Annotated in this window: 16 protein-coding genes and 1 pseudogene; 10 read left to right on the top strand and 7 right to left on the bottom strand. The window is 72.4% G+C overall.

What is annotated here, in order from left to right:
- Positions 1–128 precede the first annotated feature (128 nt).
- From Sfr03f_RS22925 to Sfr03f_RS22935, 3 genes are read left to right on the top strand one after another with little or no spacing between them, the layout of a single operon-like run.
- Positions 129–773 (top strand): DsbA family oxidoreductase, encoded by a 645-nt coding sequence (locus Sfr03f_RS22925; RefSeq protein WP_108955865.1) that lies wholly within the window; start codon positions 129–131, stop codon positions 771–773.
- Between the two features lie 35 nt (positions 774–808).
- On the top strand, positions 809–1,762 hold the full coding sequence (locus Sfr03f_RS22930) for a hypothetical protein (RefSeq protein WP_108955866.1): 954 nt from the start codon (positions 809–811) through the stop codon (positions 1,760–1,762).
- A gap of 42 nt (positions 1,763–1,804) precedes the next feature.
- Positions 1,805–2,434: an NAD(P)-dependent oxidoreductase gene (locus Sfr03f_RS22935; protein ID WP_108955867.1), complete on the top strand. Its 630-nt coding sequence runs from the start codon at positions 1,805–1,807 to the stop codon at positions 2,432–2,434.
- On the opposite strand, the gene Sfr03f_RS30695 is transcribed toward Sfr03f_RS22935, so the two are convergent.
- Together Sfr03f_RS30695 and Sfr03f_RS22940 are read right to left on the bottom strand one after the other, a co-directional pair.
- A complete protein-coding gene (locus Sfr03f_RS30695) occupies positions 2,428–3,039 on the bottom strand; it encodes a GNAT family N-acetyltransferase (protein ID WP_170145134.1) in 612 nt (203 codons plus the stop codon). The two genes, Sfr03f_RS22935 and Sfr03f_RS30695, sit on opposite strands and share 7 nt — an antisense overlap.
- Positions 3,036–5,198: a penicillin acylase family protein gene (locus tag Sfr03f_RS22940; RefSeq protein WP_170145135.1), complete on the bottom strand. Its 2,163-nt coding sequence runs from the start codon at positions 5,196–5,198 to the stop codon at positions 3,036–3,038. The genes Sfr03f_RS30695 and Sfr03f_RS22940 overlap by 4 nt, the downstream gene beginning before the upstream one ends.
- Before the next feature lie 261 nt (positions 5,199–5,459).
- Between Sfr03f_RS22940 and Sfr03f_RS22945 the strand changes: the two genes are divergently transcribed.
- From Sfr03f_RS22945 to Sfr03f_RS22965, 5 genes are all read left to right on the top strand, one after another.
- Positions 5,460–7,022 (top strand): pyridoxal phosphate-dependent decarboxylase family protein, encoded by a 1,563-nt coding sequence (locus tag Sfr03f_RS22945; protein ID WP_108955868.1) that lies wholly within the window; start codon positions 5,460–5,462, stop codon positions 7,020–7,022.
- Positions 7,023–7,126: 104 nt separating this feature from the next.
- A complete protein-coding gene (locus Sfr03f_RS22950; protein ID WP_108955869.1) occupies positions 7,127–8,440 on the top strand; it encodes a lysine N(6)-hydroxylase/L-ornithine N(5)-oxygenase family protein in 1,314 nt (437 codons plus the stop codon).
- A gap of 50 nt (positions 8,441–8,490) precedes the next feature.
- A complete protein-coding gene (locus Sfr03f_RS22955; RefSeq protein ID WP_108956014.1) occupies positions 8,491–9,018 on the top strand; it encodes a GNAT family N-acetyltransferase in 528 nt (175 codons plus the stop codon).
- Positions 9,015–10,832, top strand: a complete 1,818-nt coding sequence (locus Sfr03f_RS22960) for an IucA/IucC family protein (RefSeq protein ID WP_108955870.1) — start codon at positions 9,015–9,017, stop codon at positions 10,830–10,832. The genes Sfr03f_RS22955 and Sfr03f_RS22960 overlap by 4 nt, the downstream gene beginning before the upstream one ends.
- The gene (locus Sfr03f_RS22965; RefSeq protein WP_108955871.1) at positions 10,829–12,403 is read left to right on the top strand and encodes an MFS transporter; all 1,575 of its coding nucleotides are present in this window, start codon (positions 10,829–10,831) and stop codon (positions 12,401–12,403) included. Before Sfr03f_RS22960 ends, Sfr03f_RS22965 begins: the two co-directional genes overlap by 4 nt.
- A 32-nt stretch (positions 12,404–12,435) precedes the next feature.
- On the opposite strand, the gene Sfr03f_RS22970 is transcribed toward Sfr03f_RS22965, so the two are convergent.
- Positions 12,436–13,575: a PucR family transcriptional regulator gene (locus Sfr03f_RS22970; protein ID WP_108955872.1), complete on the bottom strand. Its 1,140-nt coding sequence runs from the start codon at positions 13,573–13,575 to the stop codon at positions 12,436–12,438.
- A gap of 86 nt (positions 13,576–13,661) precedes the next feature.
- On the opposite strand from Sfr03f_RS22970, the gene Sfr03f_RS22975 reads away from it, so the two are divergent.
- Together Sfr03f_RS22975 and Sfr03f_RS22980 are read left to right on the top strand one after the other, a co-directional pair.
- Positions 13,662–14,717 carry a ferredoxin reductase gene (locus Sfr03f_RS22975; RefSeq protein ID WP_108955873.1) on the top strand — a complete coding sequence of 352 codons (1,056 nt, stop codon included), beginning with the start codon at positions 13,662–13,664 and terminating at the stop codon, positions 14,715–14,717.
- Positions 14,718–14,724: 7 nt separating this feature from the next.
- Positions 14,725–15,846 carry a fatty acid desaturase family protein gene (locus Sfr03f_RS22980; RefSeq protein ID WP_108955874.1) on the top strand — a complete coding sequence of 374 codons (1,122 nt, stop codon included), beginning with the start codon at positions 14,725–14,727 and terminating at the stop codon, positions 15,844–15,846.
- 76 nt (positions 15,847–15,922) lie between these two features.
- Here the strand turns inward: Sfr03f_RS22980 and Sfr03f_RS22985 are convergent, their stop codons facing one another.
- From Sfr03f_RS22985 to Sfr03f_RS23000, 4 genes and pseudogenes are all read right to left on the bottom strand, one after another.
- Positions 15,923–16,453 carry a GNAT family N-acetyltransferase gene (locus Sfr03f_RS22985; RefSeq protein WP_170145136.1) on the bottom strand — a complete coding sequence of 177 codons (531 nt, stop codon included), beginning with the start codon at positions 16,451–16,453 and terminating at the stop codon, positions 15,923–15,925.
- 63 nt (positions 16,454–16,516) lie between these two features.
- The gene (locus Sfr03f_RS22990; protein WP_108955876.1) at positions 16,517–17,287 is read right to left on the bottom strand and encodes an RNA ligase family protein; all 771 of its coding nucleotides are present in this window, start codon (positions 17,285–17,287) and stop codon (positions 16,517–16,519) included.
- 329 nt (positions 17,288–17,616) lie between these two features.
- Positions 17,617–18,063 (bottom strand): annotated as a pseudogene (locus Sfr03f_RS22995) (ArsR/SmtB family transcription factor); the annotation flags it as partial.
- A 40-nt stretch (positions 18,064–18,103) separates the two neighbouring features.
- Positions 18,104–19,774 carry a TlrC/CarA/OleB/SrmB family ABC-F type ribosomal protection protein gene (locus Sfr03f_RS23000; protein WP_108955877.1) on the bottom strand — a complete coding sequence of 557 codons (1,671 nt, stop codon included), beginning with the start codon at positions 19,772–19,774 and terminating at the stop codon, positions 18,104–18,106.
- Between the last annotated feature and the right edge of the window lie 190 nt (positions 19,775–19,964).

Raw genomic sequence — 19,964 nt, forward strand, 5'->3', positions numbered from 1 at the left:
CGGCCCTCGCACTCCCGCCCATCACCCCGCGTGCCCGGTGCACCAGGAGAGGCCCGGCTCGCGACGAGTTGCACGGTTCACCTCGAACCGCACACCCGAATCACCGTGAAGAGAAGGACCACACGACCATGACCGTCGACGAAGCCGCGTTCCTGCGGGTCGAGATCACCCTCGATCTCACCTGCGTCCACTCCTTCATCGGGTTCACCCGCTTCGAACGGGTCGCCGCCCGCCACCGGGCGGAAGGCGGCCGGCTCGAGGTGGTCTTCCGCCCCTTCCAGGTCTCCCCCGACGCGCCGCCGGAGGGGCGGCCGCTGGCCGAAGTGCACCGTGAGTTCTTCGGCAGCGCCGCCCGGGCCGCCCAGGCGACCGCGGGCATGGCCGCCATCGGCGCCGAGGAGGGCCTGGAGCTGAACTTCGACCGCGCCGTGCACGTGAACACCTTCGAGGCCCACCGCCTTCTGGCCACCGCGGCCCGCCAAGGACGGGGCGAAGCCATGGCCGAACGCATCTTCCGGGCCTACCTGACCGAAGGGCTCAACATCGGCGACCGCGCCACCCTCGACAGGCTCGCCGCCGAGACCGGCGTCGAGCCGAGTCCGGACGGTGCCGACGAACTGCGGGCCGAACTGTCCCGGGTGCTGGCCACGGGTGTCCGCTCCGTACCGCTGTTCGACTTCGGTGGGGGAATCCGCCTGTCGGGCGCACAGTCCGAGGAGGCGTTCCGGCGGGCCTTCGCGTCCGCCCTCGCGGGCAGCGCCCGACTGCACTGATCCGACCGCTCCGCACACCTTCCACGGGAGAACCCATGCGATCGACGCGCATACGCCGTGCCTGGGCCACCGCGGCCGTCACCGTGCTGGCGCTCACCACCACCACGGGCCTGACCACCGCCGCGGCCGAACCCTCGGCCGTCCGCCCCGCCCTGAGCGGAGCCGTCGGAGCCGTCGCCGAGAACGGGGCCCCGCAGGTCCTGCACCTCAGGTCCACCGTCGACGGGCTCAACGCACCGGCCACCGCACGCCCCGGTCCGACCGAGTTCCGGGTGTCCACCACGGATCCCGCGTCGGGCTGGATATCACTCGTCCGCCCGAAGCCCGGCGTGACGTTCGAGAGCTTCCGCTCATCCATCCTGAAAATGATCAACGCGGTCGGGCCCGACATCGTCGAGGGCAGCGCCGAGATGCGGGAGAAGGCGGAGCTGCTCGGCGGCACGGTGATCCACACGAACCTCCCGGCCTCCTTCACCAGGACCCTGACCCCGGGCACCTACTGGTTCTTCGACTACCGGAACATCCGGGACGCGAACCCCCGCCACAGCGTGCTGCGCGTCGACGGCACCGTCAGGGCCGCCACCACGCCGTTCCCCACCGCCACCCTCGTCAGCAGGATGATCGACGGTCAGCCGCGCTGGATCCTCAGCGGTACCGTGCGGGCGGGCCGCCCGATCCTCTTCCGCAACGAGATGCCCGAGGGCCAGAACGCCGAGGCCATCTTCTTCCGGCTCGCGGACGACGTCACCGAGGAGGACGTCCGCGCCTACGTCGACGACTTCGGGGACACCGGAGCCTTCCCCGACCACGCCGGTCCCCTCGACCTGGAGCAGGGCACCGGTGGTCTGCCCATGAACACGGGTGAGGCGTCGCTGCTCGAACTCACGCTCCAGCCCGGCCGCTACGTCGTCGTCGACTTCTTCAGCGACGCCGAGGACGGGAGCAGCCTCCTCAAGCGCGGCCACTGGGAGATCGTCGAAGTCAGCTGACGGAGAACGGGAGAACCGGAGAACGGGAGAACTGGGGAGCTCATGGAACTCACCGTCCTCGGTGCCACGGGAGGCATCGGCCAGGAGATCGTCCGGCAGGCCCTGGACGCGGGACACCGTGTCACGGCGGTGGTCCGGAATCCCGCCGCACTGACCGTCACCGGTGAGGCCCTGCGGGTGGTGCGCGCCGACCTGACCGACCCCGAGGCGGTGCGTCCCGCGGTGGCCGACCGGGACGCGGTCCTCTCCGGCCTCGGTGCCCGCAGCCGCAAGGACGCCGGGGTGGCGACGCTGCTCACGCGGAGCCTGGTGCGCGCCATGGAGGGAGCGGGCACCCGGCGTCTCCTGGTCGTGAGTGCCGCTCCGGTCGGCCCCGCACCGCAGGACGGCCTCCTCGACCGCTCCGTGCGCGGCATCGTCTCCGCCGTCCTGAAGGACGTCTACGCCGATCTGCGCGAGATGGAGGCCGAGGTGGCCCGGAGCACCACGGACTGGACCGTCGTGCGCCCGCCGCGTCTGCGGAACGGACCGCTCACCGGCAGGTACCGGACGGTCGTCGGCGGTTTCCCGCCCAAGGGCCGGTTCGTCGCCCGCGCGGACGTGGCCCACGCGATGCTGGCGATGACCGGCGACCCGCGGACGGTGAAACAGGGAGTGGGGGTCGCCTACTGAGCTCGACCCCGGCGGTCGCGTTCGAGGAAGTACAGGCGGGCCCGCTTGTGCTCCAGGGCGACCTCGGCGCCTTCGGTGAATCCCGCGAGGCGCAGTCGCCGGCGGGACCTGTCGTTACGGACGTCGGGTTCGGCCACCACCCGCAGGTGCGTGGGATCGGACCACACGAACTCCAGAACGGCCTCGAACAGGGAGCCGGCGTAGCCGCTGCGCGGCGCGGTCGCGGGAGGTGCGAGGAGGATGTGGATCCCGAAGTCGCCGGGCCGGACGTCGTAGTGCTCCCCCAGTGGATCGTGCGCGGGGTCATAGGTCTGCAGCAGTCCCGCGGGGTGCCCGTCGTGCTCGATCAGGTAGGCGTGGTGGGTCTCCAGGGTGTCCACGAAGGCGTAGATGTCGCGCACCTGCTCGACCGTGTGCCCGACCATGCCCCAGAACCGCGCACGCTCGTCGTCCACCCAGCGGTGCACGACCGCGGCGTCGTGCTCCGGGTCGAGGACCCGGAAGGCGACGGTGCCGAAGCCCGGTACGCGGGAGACGTGCGCGAGGGCCGGCGCGTGTGGCGCGGCGGGTTCCCGGGGCGTCGGGGAGGTGGTGGGTCCGGTCATGCTGATCGCTCCTCGGTGAGCAGGTTCCAGTCGGTGACCACGGGGACCAGCGCGCCGTGCAGCCACAGCGGGAGCTGGTCGTGGGCGTGGGTGTCGTCGGGGATGCCCGAGGCGCCCAGGGGAACGATCCAGGCACTGTCCTGCCTGCGCGCCAGGTCCCACACGTAACGCGCGGCGGAGGCACGGGCGCTCAGGTCGGTCAGTCCCGGCATGCTCGAGGAGGACATCACACAGTCGTGGTCTCCCTCCAGCGCGGGCGACCCGGGAGAAGTGGCGGCATCGGGCAGGGCCTGCCACGCGGCCAGACGGTGGGTCTCGCCCCAGCTCGCGGGTGCGCCGTCACGGGCCACCTCTTCCAGCGCCTCCCGGGCGTGGGCGAGGACGTCCACCGCCGCGGGCAGCGCCCCCGGCACGGTCAGGTTCTCCAGTGCGTGTCCGACGCGGGCGATGAGGGACAGCCAGGGCAGGAAGATCTCGGGATCGTCCGGACGGGGTGTCAGGGCCGCCAGCGCCGGGTCGCCCGCCAGCCGACGCACCAGGGCGCCACGCCACGCGGCGAACACCGCGGCTCCCCGCGAGCCCGCAGCCATGCGGCGGTCCCATGCGGCCAGTTCACGCCGCAGTGACGCGGCCTCGGACGACAGTCCGGCCAACGGTTCCACCAGACGTGCCAGGAGCACCGACGCGCCCGGCGAGAGCGTGTCGGCGTGCACGACGGGCATGTCGGCGGGTGACCAGCGCGGCCGGGAGTCCAGGAGCTCGGCGATCCGGCGCGCTCGGTGCGCGGCGGCGAACTCCGAGCCCAGCGGGGTGGCGATCCCGCGGGCGTTGGCCATCACGGCCCGGCCGTCGGCGACGTCACCCCGCGGCATCACCTCCCACCGGCCCGACCAGGCCGCGGCCCGGTCCCAGGCGTCGACGGGACCCCGCCGGTTGGCTTCGGCGCGGACCGGGACGGCTCCGGCCACCCGGTGCAGCAGACCACCCGAGGTGTCGGCGGCCATCACCACGTTGACCGGTTCCACCCACGCGTCCACCGCGGTGTCGACGTCCGTGACGGTCGTGGCCCGCAGCAGGGCGGGCAGGGCCTCGAAGCCGAGGGTGCCGAGCACTCTCGCCGGCAGGCGCAGGGCGAGGGTCGTCCCGGGACCGCTCCCGTGCGCCTCCGCGTGCCGGGCGTCGGCGGCACGGGCAGCGGCGTCGGGGGCCTCCTCCGGCGCGTCCGGTATCGCTCCCTGGAGCACGACGGGTCCTCGGGCGGTCTCCACCGTCTCGACCTCCACCGGATCGCCGTCCGCGATCAGGAAGGTCTCGGTGCGGACCTCGGCGGGTTCCCAGCCGTCCGGCCCGAACGCTTCCACCGCGGTCGTCCCGTTCGGCCGCCGGACGCGCCGCAGCCGCTCGCGGTAGAGGTCCTGGTAGTCCGCCATGGCGTTGGTGATGGCCCACGCGACATGTCCCGTGTGACCGAAGTGGGCGATGCCGGGCACGCCCGGTACCGCGAGACCCACGACGTCGAACTCCGGGCACGCCAGCCGGATCTGCTGGTACACCCCGGGGGCCTCGATGAAGCGGTGCGGATCGCCGGCCAGGAGCGCCGCACCTGTGGTGGTGCGCTCCGGGGTGAGGAGCCAGCCGTTGCTGCCCGCGGTGCCCGGGCCGTCGGTCGCGAAGGACGCCACCATGCCGGGCCCGAGTGCCGAGGCGACACGACCGCGCCAGAGTTTCGCCGGGAAACCGGCGAAGAGCAGGTGGTGGGAGAGCCACACGGCCAGCGGCGCCCACGGCTCCCAGCGGCCCGGCCGCAGACCGGTTCGGGCGAACTCGGGCGCCCGGCCGGCCGCCTCCGGCAGTGCGCTGTCGATTCCTTCGGCGTACGCGCGAACCCAGGCGGCGGTGGACTCGTCGAGCGCCTCGTAACAACGCCGGGCGGTGTCGGCGAGTCGGGCGCGACGGGCGAGGACGTCCCACGACAGGTGATCCGGGCCGAGGAAGGAGGCCGAGCTGCCCAGCGCCCTGTGCCGCTCGACCTCGATCTGCCAGCCCCGGTCGCGCGCGGTCACCACGCCCTGGGCGTGGGCGAGTGCGAGTGCGTCGGGAGCCCACACGTGCGGGATGCCGTAGGGGTCGCGGTGGACGCGGTGGCGGACTGGGGGCAACCCGGACTCCTCGGTCGGCGTGGGCTCGGCTGGTCAACGGGTGCTCCCACGCGGCGAATTGCGGCCGGTCGTGGATTCGGCCCGCCGGCGGAAGGGACGGTTGACATGCGCTTAGGAGAGCCTAACCTTACTCATCGGGCCAGGACGAGGACAACCGCCGGGTGACCTGCCGGGGGCGGTGTCGACAAGCGGAACAAGTGATGGTTAGGTGAGGCTAACCTAACCTCCTGTTCGTTCCGCTGTCCCCACCAGAAGGCTGACATGACCATTGACGGCAAGACTGTCCCGACGCAGCGCTCCGTCGCCTCGCCGAACCCCGAGGTCCGGCACGCCGAGGCCCGGCGGCACCTCTTCGGCGCGCCGACCGCGGACGCCTACCGCGAGGCGCTGCTCCTGGGCGTCGACGCGGTGGCGTCCCGCGTGACGGGGGTCGAGGGGCCGTTCACCGGCATCAGCCCGGACGCGCTCGCACCTGAGGTCGACCAGGTCGATCTGGACCGGCCGCTCGGCGACTCGGCGGCGGCGCTCGCCGAGCTGGAACAGCTCTACCTCCGCGACGCCGTCTACTTCCACCATCCGCGCTATCTCGCCCATCTCAACTGCCCCGTCGTGATCCCCGCCCTGCTCGGCGAAGCGGTGCTCAGCGCGGTCAACTCCTCCATGGACACGTGGGACCAGAGCGCCGGCGCCACGCTGATCGAGCGCCGCCTGATCGACTGGACCGCGGGACGGATCGGCTTCGGCCTGGACGCGGACGGCGTCTTCACCAGCGGCGGCACGCAGTCCAACCTGCACGCGCTGGTGCTGGCGCGCGAGGAGGCCTTCGCCCGCGCCGGGGCCCGCACGTCCGAGGCCCGCCAGTCCCTGCTGCCGCGGATGCGGGTGCTCGCCTCCGAGGCGGCCCACTTCAGCGTCAGCAAGTCCGCCAAGATGCTCGGCCTGCCGATGGAGGCCGTGGTGAGCGTGGGCACCACGGCCGACCGGCGGATGGACGCGGCGTCGCTGCGCCGGGAGTGCGACCGCCTGCGCGCCGAAGGACTGACGGTGATGGCCGTGGTCGCCACCGCCGGCACCACCGACTTCGGCAGCATCGATCCCCTCGCGGAAGCGGCGGACGTCTGCGCGGCGGCCTCCACCTGGCTCCACGTGGACGCCGCCTACGGCTGCGGGCTGTTGGTCTCCCCCACCCGTCGGCACCTGCTCGCAGGCATCGAACGCGCCGATTCGGTGACGGTGGACTTCCACAAGTCCTTCTTCCAGCCGGTGAGTTCCAGCGCGGTGGTGGTCCGTGACAGCCGGATGATGTCGCACGCGACCTACTACGCCGACTACCTGAACCCCGCGCGGATGGCCGAACGCCGGATCCCCAACCAGGTGGACAAGTCCTTGCAGACCACCCGCCGTTTCGACGCCCTGAAACTGTGGATGACCCTGCGCGTCATGGGCGCCGACGGAGTGGGAGCCCTCTTCGACGAAGTGGTGGACCTGGCGGGCGCCGTGCACGAGATGCTCGCCGCCGACCCCCGGTTCGAGGTGGTCGGCCGCTCCCAGCTGTCCACCGTCGTCTTCCGCTACCGCCCCGCCGCGCAGGACGCCCATCTCGCCGACGACGCCAACCTGCACGCCCGCGAAGCGCTCGCCGCCTCGGGCGAGGGCATGGTCGCCGGCACCAAGGTGGACGGGCGGCACTTCCTGAAGTGCACGTTCCTCAACCCCCGCACCACCCCGGGCGACGTCGCCCACGTCCTCGACCTTCTGGCGGCGCACGCCGCCGAGTTCATCGAGGCCGCTCCCCGCGGCAGGGCCGCGGACGACGCCTCCTGACGGCGCACCGCTCCGTCCGGCCCCGGGCCCGACCGGCCCCGGCGGACCGGAGCCGCGCGTCACATGCCGCCACCCCCATCACCACAGTGCTTCTGGAGACACGCATGCCCCAGCCCGCAACCGAGCCCGTGCACGACTTCGTCGCGGTCGGCCTAGGCCCGTACAACCTGGGCCTGGCCTGCCTCACCGCGCCGTTGGACGACCTCGACGGCGTCTTCCTGGAGAGCCGGGAGCGGTTCGACTGGCACCCCGGGATGCTGCTCGACTTCGCGACGCTGCAGACCCCGTTCCTGGCCGACCTCGTCAGCCTCGCCGATCCGACCTCCCCCTTCTCCTTCCTCCAGTACCTCAAGGAGAAGGGACGGCTCTACCCGTTCTACATACGGGAGAACTTCTATCCGGTGCGCGCCGAGTACAACGACTACTGCCGCTGGGCCGCGGCGCAGCTGACGTCCGTACGGTTCGGCCATCACGTGGAGCGGGTGGAGTTCGACGAGGCGGAGGGCGTCTACGTCGTCACCTCCACACGGGCGGCCGGGGACCGGGTCCAACACCGTGGCCGGCACCTGGTGCTCGGCACCGGGACGCCTCCGCACCTGCCGCCCTCCTGCCGCGACCTGCCCGACGACGCCATCCACAACTCGCGCTACCTGCAGCACAAGAAGGTGCTGCAGGCCAAGGAGTCGGTGACCGTCATCGGGTCCGGCCAGAGCGCGGCCGAGATCTTCTACGACCTGCTCGGCGACATCGACACCCACGGCTACCGGCTCAACTGGGTGACCCGCTCGCCGCGCTTCTTCCCGCTGGAGTACACCAAGCTCACGCTCGAGATGACCTCGCCCGAGTACGTGGACTACTTCCACGCGCTTCCCGAGGCGACCCGCTACCGGCTGGAGTCGGAGCAGAAGGGCCTCAGCAAGGGCATCGACGCCGAGCTGATCAACAACATCTTCGATCTGCTCTACCAGAAGAGCGTGCACGGCCCGGTACCCGCCCGGCTGTTCACCAACACCACGCTGCGCACCGCCCGCCACGACGAGGCCGCGGACCGGTACGAGCTCGGGCTGCACCACGACGAGCAGGACCGGGACTTCACCCTCCTCACCCACGGGCTGGTGCTGGCCACCGGCTACGCCTACCAGCCGCCCGCCTTCCTCGAGCCGGTCCGCGACCGGCTGCGGTGGGACGGCCGCGGACGTCTGGACGTGGCCCGGAACTACAGCGTCGACGACACCGGCCGCGGCGTGTTCCTGCAGAACGGCGCCACCCACGCGCACAGCGTGACCTCGCCCGACCTCGGCATGGGCCCGTACCGCAACAGCTGGATCATCCGCGAGATCGCCGGTCGCGAGGTCTACCCGATCGAGAAGTCGATCGCGTTCCAGGAGTTCGGCGCGCCCGAGGGCGTGGTCTCGTGACCCGCCCCGTGACCCCCGCGCTCTACTCCCGGCCCACTGCCCTGGGCACGATGTCGCTGCATCCGCTGGACCCGGCACGGGAGTCCGCCCTGCTGCACGCCTGGGTCACCGACCCGAAGGCCGCCTACTGGATGATGGGGGGTCTCAGCGCCGCCGAGGTCGTCGAGACCTACGAGGCGATCGTCCGGCACCCGCACCACGACGCGTTCCTCGGCGCCCTGGACGACGAGTCGTGCTTCCTGGTCGAACGCTACGACCCGGCGCGGGTGGAGCTGGCCGGGCTGTACGACGCACGGCCGGGGGACGTCGGCATGCACTTCCTGTGCGCTCCGGCCGGCACTCCCCGTCACGGCTTCACCCGCGCGGTCATCACCACCGTGATGGCCTTCCTCTTCGACGACCCGTCGGCACGCCGCGTCGTCGTCGAGCCGGACATCCGCAACACCGCCGTCCACGCCCTCAACGCCTTCGTCGGATTCGTCCCCGAAGGCCCGCTCGCCAAGCCCGAGAAGACCGCCCTGCTCAGCTTCTGCACCAGGGAACAGTTCACGGCCGCCGTAGAAGGAGCCCACGCATGACCGCCGCCCCGCCCCACCGGGACACCACCGCCGCCCTCGAGCAGGTGACCCACCTGCGCCCCGAGCTGTGGGCGGCCGCGAACCGGGCCCTGGTCCGCAAGGCGCTCGCGGAGTTCGCCCACGAGCGGCTGCTGACGCCGGAGCCCGCGGGCGACGGGCGCTACACCGTGCGGTCCGACGACGGCGCCACCGAGTACCGCTTCGCCGCCCGGACGATGTCCCTGGACCACTGGCAGATAGACGCCGGCTCCGTCACCCGGCACCGGTCCGGCTCCGAAGCGCCGCTGGACGCCCTCGAACTGATCCTCGAGCTGCGCACCACGCTGGGGCTGAGCGACGAGGTCCTGCCCGTCTACCTGGAAGAACTCAGCTCCACCCTCTCCTCCACCGCCTACAAGCTCTCCCGCCCGGCCCCGACCGCGGACGAACTGGTGACCGCCGACTTCCAGAGCGTCGAGGCGAACATGACGGAGGGGCACCCCGGCTTCGTCGCCAACAACGGCAGGATCGGCTTCGACATCGCGGAGTTCCACTCCTACGCCCCGGAGGCCGCGGCGCCGATCCGCCTGATGTGGCTCGCCGCGCACCGCGACCGCGCCACCTTCACCTGCTGCGCGGACATCGACTACGACACCCTGATCGCGCAGGAGCTCGGCGCCGAGGAGCGGGCCCGTCTCGAAGGAGTGCTCACCGGCCTCGGACTGGACCCCGCCGACTACCTCCTCTTCCCCGCGCACCCCTGGCAATGGACCAACAAGCTGGCGGTCACCTTCGCCGGGGAAATCGCCACCCGGCACCTGGTCCCGCTGGGCGAGAGCACGGACCTCTACCAGGCACAGCAGTCCATCCGCACCTTCTTCAACACCAGCCGCCCGGACCGGCACTACGTGAAGACGGCCATGTCGGTCCTCAACATGGGCTTCATGCGCGGTCTCTCGGCCGCCTACATGGAGGCGACGCCCGCGATCAACGACTGGCTGGCCGAGCTGATCGCCTCCGATCCGGTGCTGCGCGGAACCGGGCTGACCATCATCCGCGAGCACGCCGCCATCGGGTACCGCAACCCCCGGTACGAGGCGGCCACGGACCGCTACTCGCCGTACCGCAAGATGCTGGCCGCACTGTGGCGGGAGAGCCCGGTGCCCTCGCTGGCGCCCGGCGAGCGGGTGTTCACCATGGCCGCGCTCCTGCACGCCGACCGCGACGGCCGGTCCTTCGCCGCGGCGCTGATCTCCCGCAGCGGCCTGCCCGCGCAGCAGTGGCTGCGCCGCTACCTCGACGCGTACCTCGTGCCGCTGCTGCACAGCTTCTACGCCCACGACCTCGCGTTCATGCCGCACGGGGAGAACGTCATCCTGGTGCTCGACGACGAGGGCGCGGTGGTGCGCGCGGTGTTCAAGGACATCGCCGAGGAGATCGTGGTCATGGATCCGCAGGCGGACCTGCCGCCGGCCGTGCAGCGTGTCCGCGCGGACGTCCCGGAGGACATGCGGCTGCTGTCCATCTTCACCGACGTCTTCGACGGCTTCCTGCGCTACCTGGCCGCGCTGCTGGACGAAGCCGGCACGCTCTCCGAGGAAGCCTTCTGGCAGACGGTCGCCCACTGCGTCGCCGACTACCAGGACGCCGTCCCCGACCTCGCCGAGCGGTTCCGGCGCCACGACCCGTTCGCGAAGACCTTCGCGCTGTCCTGCCTCAACCGTCTGCAGCTGCGCAACAACCGCCAGATGGTGGACCTCGCCGACCCCTCCGCGGCACTCCAGCTGGTCGGCGAACTGACCAACCCCATAGCCCGCTTCGCACCCGTCCGGTGACCGGCGCACCGTCCACGGGCGACGCCCGCGCGCCCGGCGCCCCCTCGGACGGACCCGGGGGCCCGGGGACGCGCGCCGACCGGCGGGCGGTGGTGCTCGGCGTGGTCTGCCTGGTGCAGCTCGTCGTCGTCCTCGACAACTCGGTGCTGACCGTCGCCGTCCCCACGCTCTCCCGGGAACTGGACGCGGGGATGGCGGCGATCCAGTGGGTGGTCAACGCCTATCCGCTGGCCCAGGCGGGGCTGCTGCTGGCCGCCGGCGCGGCCGCCGACCGCTACGGACGGCGCCGGCTGCTGCTGACCGGGCTCGCCCTGTTCGGTACGTGCTCCCTGGCGGCCGGACTGAGCCAGGACGTCGGGCAGCTCGTCGCCGCCCGGGCCGGCATGGGCGTGGGCGGCGCGCTGATCACGTGCACCACCCTCGCGGTGGTCGCCCAGGTCTTCCCCGAGGGCGAGCGCGTGCGGGCCATCGGCATCTGGGCGGCGGTCAACGGTCTCGGCTTCGCGGCCGGCCCGCCGCTCGGCGGGCTGATCCTCTCCCACTTCTCGTGGGGCGCCATCTTCCTGGTCAACGTGCCGGTGGCCCTGCTGGGCCTGGCCGCCGCCCGCCGGCTCGTTCCCGAGTCGCGGCGGGCGGGGGCGGGACGCCCGGACGTCCCCGGCGCGGTGCTGTCCGCCGTCGGCGTGGTGGCGCTGGTCCACGCGGTGACCTCCTGGCCGGAGCACGGCCCCGGTTCCCTCCCGGTGCTGGCGGCGACCGTGACCGCGGTGGTGGCGCTGACCGCGCTCGTGGTGTGGGAGCGGCATTGCGCCGATCCCGTGCTGGCGCCCCAGCTCTTCCGCGACCCCCGCTTCACCGGCGCGGTCACCGGGGTCCTGCTGATCAGTTTCGGCAGCGCGGGGGCGTTGTTCCTGCTCGCGCAGCAACTCCAGTACGTCCGGGGCTTCACCGCCCTGGAGGCCGGACTGTACATGGCGCCCTTCCCGCTGAGCGTCGTGGTGCTCAACATCCGTGGTCTGGCCCCGAGGATGATCAACCGGCTGGGCGAGGTCCGTGCCGTGGCCCTCGGCATGGGCCTGCTGGCCGGCGGCTTCGCGGTGGCCGGCGTGCTGGACCGGGGCGGCCACCCGGTGCTGCTGGCCGGGCTGTTGCTGATGGGCGTCGGCTGTGCCCTCGCCAATCCGGCCATCGTCGCCGCGGTGATGGGCTCGATCCCCGCGGACCGGGCGGGGTCGGGCGCGGCGGTCGACGGCACCATGGGCGAGGTCGGAGGCAGTCTGGGCGTGGCGGTTCTCGGCGCGGTCGTCAGCAGCCACCTCGCCGCGCGGGAGCCGGGGTCCGCCGGTTCGGCGTCGCTGACCGCGGTGCTGGAGGCCGCCGGGCCGGAGGGCGGTCCGGCCGTGCTGGACGCCTTCGCGGCGGCGGCCCGCACCGGGCAGGCGCTGGGGGCGGCGGCGGTCATGGCGGGAGGTCTGGCCACCGCCTACCTCCTGCACCGTGCCCGGCGCCGGATGGGACGCACCGGGTGTGCGGAGGGCGGGGTCGCGGTCGGCGCGGCGGACCACCCCTGAGCGGGGGTCCGCTCCGTGCGCCGCCGTACTCGTCAGCCGGCCCGGAGGCCGACCGCCAGCGTCAGTTCGAGGGCCCGCTGCGGCGATGCCAGGTCCGGGAACAGCTCCCGCAGCTGCGCCATGCGGTAGCGGACCGTCTGGGGATGGACGAACAGCGCCGCCGCCACCTCGTCCCGCCTGCCCTGGTGCAGCAGCCACGCCCGCAACGTCTCCTCCAGCCGCCGTGCGGTCGCGACGGGCAAGGTCCGCAGCGGTGCCAGGGCCCGGGCCCGCAGGTCCGCGAAAGCGTCCGCGTCGGCGCTCAGCACCAGCTCGGGCAGGTGGTCCTCGGTGTCGCGGATGTCGCAGGAGAGGGAGCGCGCGCGAAGGGCCCGTGCGTACGAGGCGGCCGCACGGGTCCACGGCCGGGCCGGGCCGACCACGGCGGCGCGGTCGGTCAGCTGCCGCAGGAGATGGACCCGGTCCGCGTCGGGGACGAGCAGCACGCCGGTGGCGTCCGGCAGATCGTCGAGGACGAGGGTGCTCGGGTCGAGCACGCGGTAGGCGGGCCGGGCCTGGACGGCGGGCAGCAGCACCGCGGTCAGCGAGACCGGAGGCTGCCACCCGGCCCGTTGCGCGGAGGCCAGCAGCGCGTCCGGGCTCGCGCCGGCGAGGAGGTCGCGGGCCAGGTGTTCCAGGTGGCGCTCCTGGGCCCTGCCGCGGGCGGCCAGTTCGTCGGCGTGGCCGGCGGCGCTCGCGGCGGAGAGCTCGTCGATGTAGGCGAAGGTCAGCTCGGCGAACTTGGCGACCTCGGCGGCGGGCAGACCCGCGGGTACCGCGCCCGCCGCCAGACATCGCCAGGCCACGCGGGCGCCGACGCGGTACGCGCTGAGCAGGGCGTCCATCGAACGGCCGTCGCGCACCTCGCCGCGGCCCAGCTCGTAGGCCGCGTCACCGGCGTTGCCGCCGGTGGCGTTGCCGCTCGCGAGGTCCAGGTAGTGCCCCAGGGCGGTGCGGACGGCCCGGCGGATGGTGCCGCCCATGTGGCCCGAGAGGGCGTTGGCGTAGGGAGGGACCTCGTCGATGATCGCCTGGACGACCTCGTCGGCGGTGGTCTTCAGCGCGGCCCGAAGCGCGGTGACCGTCGTCTCGTCGAGGGCCAGTTCGCTGACCCTCCGGATTGCCTGGTTCACGTTTTGTTCCCTGCGAACAATTTAACCGATCAGATTTACGTCCTGCGGTCAGGACTTTACGCCCTGAGGCGCAGCAAGCTGGAGTCATGACGAGTACAGCCCTCCGCAGCCGGGCGTGGAAAATGCTGGAGCTGATCACGACGCCGCTGCTGCCGTCGGACTACCTCGACCTGGTCAGCCCGCTGCGTGCGGGCGCCGACCTGCGTGGACGCATCGAGGCCGTGCACCCCGAGACGGGTGACGCCGCGACCGTCGTGATCAGACCGGGGAAGGGCTGGCGCGGCCACACAGCCGGTCAGTACGTGCGCATCGGGGTCGACGTCGACGGCGTGCGCCTGTGGCGTGCCTACTCCCTCACCTCGCCGACGAACCGCCGGGACGGCCGCGTCACGATCACCGTGAAGGCCATCCAGGACGGCAAGGTGAGCAACTACCTGGTCCGGAGAGCCAAACCCGGCACGCTGGTCCAGCTCGACCAGGCCACCGGTGACTTCGTGCTGCCGCAGGCCAAGCCCCCCAAGGTGCTCTTCCTGACGGCCGGCAGCGGCATCACCCCCGTGATGGGCATGCTGCGCGACACCGCGTTCGACGACGTCGTCATGGTCCACAGTGCGCCGCGGCCCCAGGACGTGATCTTCCGCGACGAACTGCACGACCTGGTCGCGCAGAAGAAGCTGCGGCTCACCGAGGTGCACACCGACACGGACGGCACGCTCGACGTGGCCCGTCTCGCCGAAACCGTGCCCGACTGGGCCGAGCGCGAGACCTGGGCCTGCGGGCCCGCGGGCCTGCTGGACGCCGCCGAGGAGCACTGGAGCGAGCACGGGGTCCAGGAACGCCTGCACACCGAGCGTTTCCGCCCCAGCGTCGTCGTCGCCGGTGCCGGCGGCGAGGTTACGTTCAGCGCGACCGGCAAGACGGTCGACGCGGACGGCGCAACGCCGTTGCTGGACGTCGGCGAGGAGGCCGGGGTGCTCATGCCCTCCGGGTGCCGCATGGGCATCTGCTTCGGCTGCGTCACGCCGCTCAAGGCGGGCGCCGTCCGCGACCTGCGCACCGGCGAGATCACCGAGGCCGAGCCGGGCGTCCTCATCCAGACCTGCGTGTCCGCCGCCGCGGGCCCCTGTGACATCGAACGGTAGGAGCAACTTGACCGCCATCGACCCCACCGCCCACCTGACCGCGGAGCAGATCGAGGAGCTCGGCCGCGAGCTGGACGCGATCCGCGACGAGGTGATCGCCAGCCGCGGAGAGAAGGACGCCGCGTACATCCGCAAGGTCATCTCGGCGCAGCGCAAGCTCGAGCTGGCCAGCAGGGGCGTGCTGCTGTTCTCGTTCTTCCCGCCCGCGTGGATCCTCGGCACCGCCGGTCTGTCCGTGGCGAAGATCATGGACAACATGGAGATCGGTCACAACGTCCTGCACGGCCAGTGGGACTGGATGCGGGACCCGAAGATCCACTCCACCACCTGGGACTGGGATCACGTCTCGCCGGCCGACCAGTGGAAGCACTCGCACAACGAGCTGCACCACACGTACACCAACGTGCTCGGCAAGGACAACGACCTCGGCTACGGCATCATGCGCGTCGACGAGGACCAGAAGTGGCAGCCGTTCCACCTCGGCCAGCCGTTGTGGAACTTCATCAACGCCTGCTTCTTCGAGTACGGCATCGCGGCGTACGACCTGGAGCTCGGCAAGAACCTGCACAAGCGCCGCCGCAAGAACCCGGAGTTCCGCGCCCGCGCCAGGGCCGTGGGCCGCAAGATCCGCAAGCAGGTGCTCAAGGACTACGTGGTTCACCCGCTGCTGTCGGGCCCGTCGTTCCTCACCACGCTCGCCGCCACGTTTACCGCGAACCTGGTCCGCAACCTCTGGTCCCACTCGGTGATCATGTGCGGGCACTTCCCCGAGGGCGTGCAGGTCTTCGAGCGCCGGTCGATCAAGGGCGAGACGCGCGGTCAGTGGTACCTGCGCCAGATGATGGGCTCGGCGAACATCAGCGGCAGCAAGGCCATGCACTTCATGACCGGCAACCTGTCGCACCAGATCGAGCACCACCTGTTCCCGGACCTGCCGAGCAACCGGTACGCCGAGGTCTCGGTGAAGGTGCGCGCCCTGTTCGAGAAGTACGAGCTGGAGTACGTCACCGGGCCGCTGCCCAAGCAGGTGTTCTCCGCGTGGCGCAAGGTCGTCCGGCTGTCGCTGCCGAACAAGAAGAAGCCCGCGGTCACCACGCCGGACCGGGAGCGGGAGCTCGTCGCGGCCTGAGTGCCGCTGTCGTCCGGATCCTTCCCGCCGTCCCCGCGGCGCCGCCGGGTCCGGTCGCCCGCCGCCCCGTGCCCGTTCACTCCGCGATGCGGAACTCGAGTGCGGGGCGGTCCCACGGCACGGCGGGCGGGTTCGCCGGCACGGTCCCGGTCCGCACCGCACCGACCCGGAGGTAGAAGTCCTCGGCGGGAGGGTGCGACACGACCTCGACACGGTCGAGGCCTGCGGCACGGGCCTGCGCCTTCATGTGCGTGACGAGCAGTCGTCCGATGCCCCGTCCTTGCGCTTCGTCGGCGACGAACAGCAGATCCAGCTCCGGTGGAGCGAGGACGAGCGAGTAGAACCCGAGGATCCGGCCTCCCTTCTCGCCGCCTTCCTCCGCGCCGCCTTCCTCCGCGCCGCCTTCCTCCGCGCCGCCGTCGACGGCCACGAAGACGCGGTGGGCCTCGAGGTAGTCGGGGCCCACCCGGTAACCCGCGACCGCGGTCGCGTATCTGCCCTCGTAGGCCCCCGAACCCCGCACGAGCCGCGTGAGCCGCTTGGCGTCCCGCGCGACGGCCCTCCGTACGGTGACCGGCCGCCCGGCCCCGGAAGTGCGTGAACCCATCCGGCGAGTATGTCCCACCGGGCCGGTCCCAGGGGCCGGGGGCCGATGGCCGGGCCTCAGGACTCAGCCGCGCGCGCGGCGCTTCAGGGTGCGGGCGTAGTCCTGGAAGCGGGCCTTGGCGATGACGGACCGATCGGTGGTGCGCAGCACGATGCCCTCCGGGGTGCCACCGGCGCCGTCGTCGAGGGCGACCCGGGTGGCGGGCAGACGCCCGGCGAGCAGGGCGGCCATGCCGTCGACGCTTGCGGGCAGCAGGTCGCCGGGGACGGTCGCGACACGCGGGACGAGAGGGATGTCCTCGGAGGCGGCGATCCGCTGGAGATCGGCCTCGTCGCCGAACTCCTGGCCGCCGCCGTCGCGCCAGGACGATATCTGTTCGACGCTCCGGTCCAGGTCCTCGGTCCGCAGGAACGCGACGTCGAAGAGCCGGTGGCCGACGCCGCTCCCGCCGGTGTACTGCTTGGCCGCGCCACCGATCTTGCGGCCGTACACCTCGAGGTAGAACACGGTGATGAGGCCCCGCGCGTCACCGGGCTGAAGCCGGTCGGCTTGCGGCCTCAGCTCTTCGACGATGCCGAGAGCGGGGTTGTGGACCCGGTCGCCCTTCGCGTGCAGGAGTTCCTCGCGCGAGCCGATGAAGTAGTCGCCGTCGGGGAGCAGGACGATCCGCCCGTTGGTGCCGTCGACCTTCTCGGTGAGCAGCACGTCACCGGTGAAGTCGGCCGGCTCCTCGAGGAGACCGCCGTTCCTGGGGTCGAGGCGGTGGTAGGTGGGGATGCTCGGGTACTTCGTCGCGCTGTTGAGTGCGGCGAGGCCGGGTGCGGTCACGGTCACGGCGGGTGGCTCCAGGTCGGTTCACGAGGCGGACGTCCGGCGGCCGGCGCGCGGGCACGGCCGGCCGGCCCCGCCCGTCGGGGACAGCACGGTGGGAGGCAAGTGTCATGCCGGCGGCGGCCCGCGGGGAACCGATTTATCCGCGCCGGCCGGGTCGCCGTCCCGCCGCGAGGCCGAGGACGGCCGCTGTGAGAACCCAGGCGGCGGCTCCCGCTGTCGCACGGCCTCGGCAGTGGGGGGACCCGCCGACCGCGGCGGCCGGTGGCGGGTGTCACGACACCTCGGGGGTGCCGTGCGTGGCGGGAGCCTGCGACTCCGGGTGGTCGGGGGTACTCGTCCGCCAGCGCCTGCAGTCGTGCGCCCAGCTCCGCGAACTGCTCCTCGGTGAGCCGCAGATGCGCCATCCGCACGTGCCCCTCACCGTCGGTCGGTGACGCTTCCAGGTCCGCCACCGCGTGCCGCATCAGCACGTCCGGTGCTCCCTCGCCCGGGTCCGGCAGCGCGATCGTCCGGGCGGCCATGGCGTAGTACCGCTCGGTGACGCCCCGGACCTTCCGCGTCCGCACCACCTTCACCAGGCCGGCCCGCTCCAGCAGCCGCACGTGGTAGCTGGAACTTCTCTTCGCGAGGCCCACCCGCTCGGCGATCTGTGTGATCGTCGCGGGCTCGAAGCGGAGCACCGCCATGATCCGGTGGCGGGTGAGGTTGGAGACGGCGCGCAGTTGCTCGTCCGTGGTGACGCGAAGGGTCTCGGGGAGTCCGGGAAGCCTGCCCACCGGGAGCCGAGCCGGACGCGCCGGCCCGTCCGGTTCCGCGTCAACGGCACGCGACAGGGCGGTCGAGCAGGCGCACCTCGCCGCCGTCCAGCTGGAGCCGGGAACCGGTGAAGCGCTCCCGCATGCGCCGGTCGTGGGTCACCAGGACGACCGCTCCGGCGTAGTCGGCCAGGGCCTCCTCCAACTCCTCGACCAGGGCGGGAGAGAGGTGGTTGGTCGGCTCGTCGAGCAGCAGCAGGTCGACGGGTTCTACGACCAGCCTGGCCAGTTCGATCCGTCGCCGCTGCCCGTAGGACAGTTCGGCCACACGCAGCCGCAGCGCCGACGATTCGAACAGCCCCAGCGACAGCAGCCGGTCGGCGTGCTCCTCCCGGTCGCCCGCTCGCCCGTGCGCGAAGGCGGCCAGGGTGGTGGCGGAGGGGGGCCAGGGCGCCTCCTCCTGCCGCAGGTGCCCGATCCTTCCGGTCGTCGTCACGGTGCCGGTGTCCGGCTCGAGTTCACCGGCGAGCACCCGCAGCAGGGTGCTCTTACCGGCGCCGTTGGGCCCGGTGACCAGCAGCCGTTCGCCCGCCTCGATCCGCAGCTCCGGCAGCCGCAGCCGTCCGTCCACCGCCACGTCGCACAGCTCGGCGGCGGGCCGGGCGCCGGCTTCCGCCCCGCTCCCGGTGGTGAGGCGCGCCCGCAGGGACAGCGGCTCCGGCGGCGGCGCGACGGGCGAGGCGGTGAGCCGTTCCATCCGCTCCTTGGCGTTGCGGATGCGGCCCATCGCGCCGTGCGAGCGTCCGCGGGCACGGAAGGCGGAGGCGCCGAAGATGGCCTTCTCCATCTTCCGCGGGATCGCCTCCAGCCGGGCCGCGCCGGTCGCCGCGAGGCGGCGGGAGCGGGCCAGTTCCTCCCGCCACTCGTCGTACCGCTGCTGCCGGCGCCTGCGCTCGGCCGCCTTGGCGGCCAGGTAACCGGCGTACCCGTGGCCGTGCCGGGTGACCTGGCCCTCCGCCACCTCCAGCACCGTGGAGGTCAGCCGTTCCAGGAACACCCGGTCGTGGGTCACCGCCACCACCGTGCCGGGGTGCCGGCGCAGCCGCTCCTCCAGCCGGGCGACAGCCTGGTCGTCCAGGTCGTTGGTCGGCTCGTCGAGCAGCAGCAGTTCGGGCTGCGACGCCAGGGTGGCGGCCAGCACCAGCCGGGACCGCTCACCGCCGGACAGCGTGTCCAGCGGACGCGCCCGGTCCAGCCGCGGCAGCCCCAGGTCGTCGAGGGCCACGTTCACCCGCACGTCGGCGTCGTAGCCCTCGCGGGCCTCGTACCGGGCCCTGAGGCCGGCGTAGGCGGCCAGCGCCGCGTCGAGTTCGGGGCCGGGCGGAAGTGCCGCCATCGCGGCCTCCTCCCGGCGCAACTGGACTTCCATGGACCGCAGTTCGGCCAGGGCGAGGTCCACCGCGTCCTGCACGGTCGCCCCGGGCGGCAGGGTGAGGGCCTGCGGCAGGTACCCGACGCCGCCAGGGGCCACGACCGTGACCTCCCCGGCGTCGGGGCGCTCCACCCCCGCCAGCAGCCGGAGCAGGGTGGACTTGCCGGCCCCGTTGTCGCCGACGATGCCGGCTTTCTCGCCCGGGGCGAGGGAGAAGGAGACCTGGTCGAGCACGGTGCGGTCGTCGTACCGACGGGTGACGCCGTGCAGGGAGAGCTGGGATGAGAGTGACGCGCGCATGAGCAGCCCCTCGCCTCTCGGCATGCCGAGATGTGGAGTCCGGAAGATGGAGGCGGGCAGCACGGGCCAACGGCGGAGCCGAGCTCAGACGCCGTGGCGTGCGGGGGCTGTCACAGAGATCCCATGAACACGACGGTAAGGACGCGGGGCGAACGCCGCCACCTGTTTTCGGAGGCCCGTCCGACCCACC

The organism is Streptomyces fragilis, from assembly GCF_003112515.1.
In the GTDB taxonomy this organism is placed as follows: Bacteria; Actinomycetota; Actinomycetes; order Streptomycetales; family Streptomycetaceae; genus Streptomyces; species Streptomyces fragilis.